Annotated in this window: 4 protein-coding genes; 3 read left to right on the top strand and 1 reads right to left on the bottom strand. The window is 63.3% G+C overall.

Annotated features, from left to right (window positions below; translation table 11 throughout):
- Positions 1 to 436 (bottom strand): aldehyde dehydrogenase family protein (locus ENZ74_RS20945; protein ID WP_127312966.1); only part of this gene is annotated, 436 nt, incomplete at its 3' end.
- Positions 437 to 705: 269 nt separating this feature from the next.
- Between ENZ74_RS20945 and ENZ74_RS20940 the strand changes: the two genes are divergently transcribed.
- From ENZ74_RS20940 to ENZ74_RS20930, 3 genes are all read left to right on the top strand, one after another.
- A complete protein-coding gene (locus ENZ74_RS20940) occupies positions 706 to 1,365 on the top strand; it encodes a TetR/AcrR family transcriptional regulator (protein WP_024501867.1) in 660 nt (219 codons plus the stop codon).
- A 210-nt stretch (positions 1,366 to 1,575) separates the two neighbouring features.
- Complete coding sequence (locus ENZ74_RS20935) at positions 1,576 to 3,987, top strand: FAD-dependent oxidoreductase (protein ID WP_063169866.1); 2,412 nt, start codon at positions 1,576 to 1,578, stop codon at positions 3,985 to 3,987.
- An 82-nt stretch (positions 3,988 to 4,069) separates the two neighbouring features.
- Positions 4,070 to 5,127 (top strand): sarcosine oxidase subunit beta family protein (locus ENZ74_RS20930; RefSeq protein ID WP_127312965.1); only part of this gene is annotated, 1,058 nt, incomplete at its 3' end.

Here is a 5,127-nt window from a genome sequence, read left to right as displayed (position 1 = left end):
TGATGATGCCGACCACGCCGACCGCCTCGCGCGTCATCTCGACGCCGACGCCCGGCCGCACGCTCGGCACGACCTCTCCGGTCAAACGCAACGTTTCGCCGGCAAAGAAGTCGAATATCTGGGCGGCGCGAATTGTCTCGCCGATGCCTTCGGCCAGCGTCTTGCCTTCCTCTCGCGCCAGATTGCGGCCGATCTCGTCCTTGCGCGCCAGAATCTCGTCGGAGGCCTTTTTCAACACCGCGTGACGCGCCAGCGGACCGGAGCGGGACCAAGCCGGGAACGCTGCCTTGGCCGCAGCGATCGCCTGCTGGGCCTGTTCGACACCCGCCGAGGCATAGTCGCCGACGACGTCGCCGGTATCCGAGGGGTTGATGTTGCGCGAACCGGCATCGCCGACCCACTCGCCATCGATGAGGTTCTTTCGAAACAGCGTCATATCGTATGTTCCTGCTTGTTGGCCGCGCGGGCATCTGTCTGAACTGGTATTTGCCAGACAATTGCCTCGCGGGAAAGCAAACAGTGAACCGCCAGCCGCGACAAAAATCCCCGTGCCTGCGCCGCGCGGATGGCGGGCGACGACGATTCCCCATCGAGCCTCGATGCAGCCAACCTCCATCGTGCATCAATCCGCTTGGGCCGATTCATCCTGTACACTTATGTCCATAGCCTTGATTTGCCTGAGGCAGCATGTCATGCGTCGTGTCGATGGCAGCTCTCGAAACGACGATTCAGCGCGCCGGCGCCACCGGCAACATCAAGGCCACTCGCGAAGACTGGCTGAAGCTTGCGCTTGAAACGTTGATCTCTGACGGAGTCGAACGCGTCCGCGTGCTGACGCTTGGCCAGAAGCTCGATGTGTCGCGCTCCAGCTTCTACTGGTATTTCAAGAGCCGGCAGGATCTGCTCGATCAGTTGCTGGACTACTGGCGGCAGACGAATACCAAATTCATCGTGGAACGCGCCAGGCGGCCTTCCGCCACCGTCATACGCGGGGTGATGAGCATTTTCGAATGCTGGGTGGACGAAAGGCTGTTCGACCCCCAGCTGGATTTCGCGATCAGGGCCTGGGCCCGTCGCTCGCCCGCCATCAGGCGCGCCTTAGACGAGGCCGACGAGGAGCGTGTCAACGCCATACGCGACATGTTCATGCGTCACGGCTACGACGAGGAGGATGCCTTCGTGCGGGCCCGCGTGCTGTATTTCATGCAGATCGGCTATTACTCGCTTGAGCTCAACGAGCCGATGAGCAGCCGCCTGCCTCACGTCGCCGGTTATCTGCGCAGCTTCACCGGCCAGGAGCCTCCGGCGGAGGATGTCGAGGACTTCTCGCGCTATGTCGAGAAGACGCTTTCGCGCAATCGATAGTACGGGCCGCTCGGCCGCCGCGGCCTGACGATTTCGCGTCGTGCATCGGCCCAATAGCAAGCACGGTTGCTGCCGACAGCAGCAGAGGAGCCCTCTGCCGTATCGGCGCAGAGCGGCGCACGGGCGCTCATTCCGCTGTCCGCCAACCTCTAGACACATATGTACAATACCGATAGGGTACGCCACACTGGCTGGGTGGAGTGCGACAGGATGAAATCCCAATATCGGGCGATCGTCATCGGCGGCGGCGTGGTTGGAGCCTCGGTGCTCTATCACCTGGCGAAGTTCGGCTGGAGCGACGTCGCGCTGATCGAACGCGAGGTGCTGACCGCAGGGTCGAGTTGGCATGCGGCCGGCGGGTTCCATGCGCTGAACGCCGATCCCAACATCGCCGCCCTGCAGGCCTACACGATCGACCTGCTCTCCGAGGTCGAGAAAGAATCGGGCCAGAGCATCGGCATGCACATGACCGGTGGCATCTCGGTCGCCTCCGCGCCGGAGCGCTGGGAATGGTTGAAAGCGTCATACCGCATCTTCCAGACCATGGGCATCGACGATGTCCACCTGGTCGGAGTCGATGAGATCAAGCAGCGCTGCCCGATTCTCAACACCGATGGCATGCTGGGTGGACTCTATGCCGCGCGCGAAGGCCATATCGATCCCTCGGGCGTCGTGCACGCCTATGCCAAGGCAGCCAGGCTGCGCGGCGCCGATATCATCGAGCACAACCGCGTGCTGGCACTCAACCGCCGCGCGGACGGCGGCTGGGACGTAGTCACCGAGAAGGGCACGGTCATTGCCGAACACGTCGTCAATGCCGGCGGGCTGTGGGCCAAGCAGGTCGGCCGGATGGCCGGCATCGACCTGCCGGTGTCGCCGATGGAGCACCATTATCTCGTCACCGAGGCGCTGCCCGAAATCCAGGCGCTGGACAAGGAATTGCCGCTGATCGTCGATCTCGAAGGCTTCACCTACATGCGCCAGGAACAGAAGGGCCTGCTGCTCGGCATCTACGAGATCAACCACAAGCACTGGAACATGGATGGGGCGCCGTGGGATTACGGCATTGAACTGATCCAGGAAGACACCGACCGCATCGCCGACGAGTTGGCCCTCGGCTTCAGCCGATACCCCTGCCTGGAGAATGCCGGCATCAAGCGCTGGGTGAACGGCGCCTTCACCTTCTCGCCGGACGGCAATCCGCTGGTCGGCCCGGTGCGCGGGGTTCCCAACTACTGGGTGGCGTGCGGCGTCATGGCCGGTTTCCTGCAAGGCGGCGGGGTCGGCAAGTCGCTTGCCGAATGGATGATCCATGGCGAGCCGGAAGCCGATGTCTACGGCATGGACATCGCCCGCTATGGCGATTTCGCCTCCAACCGCGAATACATCAGGCAGACCACCGGGCAGTTCTATTCGCGCCGCTTTGTCATGAGCTATCCCAACGAGCAGTTGCCGGCGGGGCGGCCCTTGAAGACAGCCGGCGCGCATGACGCGATGGATGCCGCCGGCGCGCGCTGGGGCAATTCATGGGGCATGGAAGTGCCGCTCTATTTCGCGCCGCATGGCTTCGTCGAGACACCGACGCTGAAGCGCTCCAACGCCTTCGACATCGTCGCACAGGAGTGCCGCAAGGTGCGCGAGGGCGTCGGTCTGCTCGATATCACTGCCTTCTCACGCTACGAAATCGCCGGGCCGCAGGCGGAAGCTTGGCTCGACCGGCTGCTTGCCTGTGCGCTGCCCAATCCGGGTCGCGCCAAGCTCGCGCCTATGCTCGGCGAAAACGGCAAGCTCAAGGGCGACCTCACCGTCTTCAACTGGGGCGATGGCTCCTGGTGGATCATGGGATCCTACTATCTGCGGCAGTGGCATATGCGCTGGTTCGAGCAGCATATGAGCGACGGCGTCACCGTCCGCGACATTTCAGACGCGGTCGTCGGTTTCTCGCTGGCTGGTCCCAATGCGCGAATGTTGCTTGAGCGCCTCACACATCAGGACGTTTCGCACGAGGCCTTTGGCTTTCTAGCCTGCAAGACATTGGATGTCGGGCTGGTGCGGGCCAAGGTCGGACGGCTCTCGGTCATCGGCGAACTCGGCTACGAGATCCATTGCCAGGCCAATGAGCACGCGGGCCTGCGCCGCGCTCTGCTGACGGCAGGCAAGTATCTGGGCGTCACCGAATACGGCTTCAGCGCGGTCAATTCGCTGCGGCTCGAAAAGAGCTTTGGTATCTGGTCGCGCGAGTTCACGCAGGACTATACGCCCGATGAGACCGGGATGGACCGCTGGATCGCTTTCGACAAGGGCGATTTCATCGGCCGCGAGGCGGCCCGGAAGGAGCTGAAGGCTTCATCGAGGCGCACGCTGGTGACGCTCGAAATCGACGCGGCGGACGCCGATGCCAGCGGTTACGAGCCGGTCTGGTATAGAGGCAAGCTTGCTGGCTTCGTCACCTCGGGCGGCTACGGCCATACGGTCGGCAAGAGCCTCGCCATGGCGCTGGTCGAGCGCGAAGTGGCTGATATCGATACGCAGTTGACAACCCACATCGTCGGCGTCGAAAGAGGTGCGCGCGTCATCGCCTCGTCGCCATACGATCCACTGGGCAAGGCGATGCGGGCATGACCGATCGAACCGGTGACGTCGGTGCGGAAGACCATGCGATGATCCACGTTTCTTTCCGAAAATCAGGCCGGTCCGGCACGTCATGACCACACGCTATTCCGCCTTTTCGCTGTTCAAGGAGGGCCTGGCCGGCCAAACCGGCTGGCAACCGGCGTGGCGCTCGCCCGAGCCGAAACTGTCCTATGATGCGATCGTCATCGGTGGCGGCGGCCATGGGCTGGCAACGGCCTATTACCTGGCCAAGAACCACAACATCACCAGGGTAGCGGTGCTGGAAAAAGGCTGGATCGGCGGCGGCAACACCGGCCGCAACACCACCGTGGTGCGCTCCAACTACTATTATCCGGAGAGCGTCGAGCTATACGGGCTGGCGCACCGGCTCTATGAGGGATTGTCGAAAGAGCTCAACTACAACGTCATGCTGTCGCAACGCGGCATGGTCAATCTCTGCCACTCGACCGGCGAGATGGAGATCGGCGCCCGCACCGTCAACGCCATGCAGATCAACGGCATCAATGCAGAGCTGTTTTCGCCTGACGATGTGCGCCGGGTGGCGCCGATCTACAATTTTTCACCGGACGCACGCTTCCCGGTGTTCGGCGGTATCTGGCAAGGCAGGGCCGGAACGGCACGCCATGATGCGGTCGCCTGGGGCTATGCGCGGGCCGCAAGCCGACTCGGCGTCGACATCATCCAGAACTGCGAGATCACCGATTTCATCATCGAGGGCGGCCGCTGCCGTGGCGTCCAGACCTCGCGTGGCGCGATCCGTGCCGAGCGTATCGGCATGGCGGTGGCCGGGCATTCTTCGGTGCTGGCGGCCAAGGCCGGCTTCCGCCTGCCGATCAATTCCTATGCGCTGCAGGCCTGCGTGTCCGAACCGGTCAAGCCGATCCTCGACACGGTGGTGCTGTCGCCCGGCTGCGGCGTCTATGTCAGCCAGTCGGACAAGGGCGAGATCGTCATCGGCGGCGGGCTCGACCGCATCCCCTCCTACGCGCAGCGCGGCAATCTGCCGACGCTGGAGGGGGTGATCGCCGGCCTTTTGGAGATGTTCCCGATCTTCGGCCAGCTCAAGCTGATGCGGCAATGGGCTGGGATCGTCGATGTCGTGCCGGACTCCTCGCCGATCATCGGCCC

It is taken from the genome of Mesorhizobium sp. M7A.F.Ca.CA.002.15.2.1 (assembly GCF_003998715.1).
In the GTDB taxonomy this organism is placed as follows: Bacteria; Pseudomonadota; Alphaproteobacteria; order Rhizobiales; family Rhizobiaceae; genus Mesorhizobium; species Mesorhizobium ciceri.
Note: the sequence above shows the minus strand (reverse complement) of the source record. Positions and strands in the feature narration are given on the sequence as shown.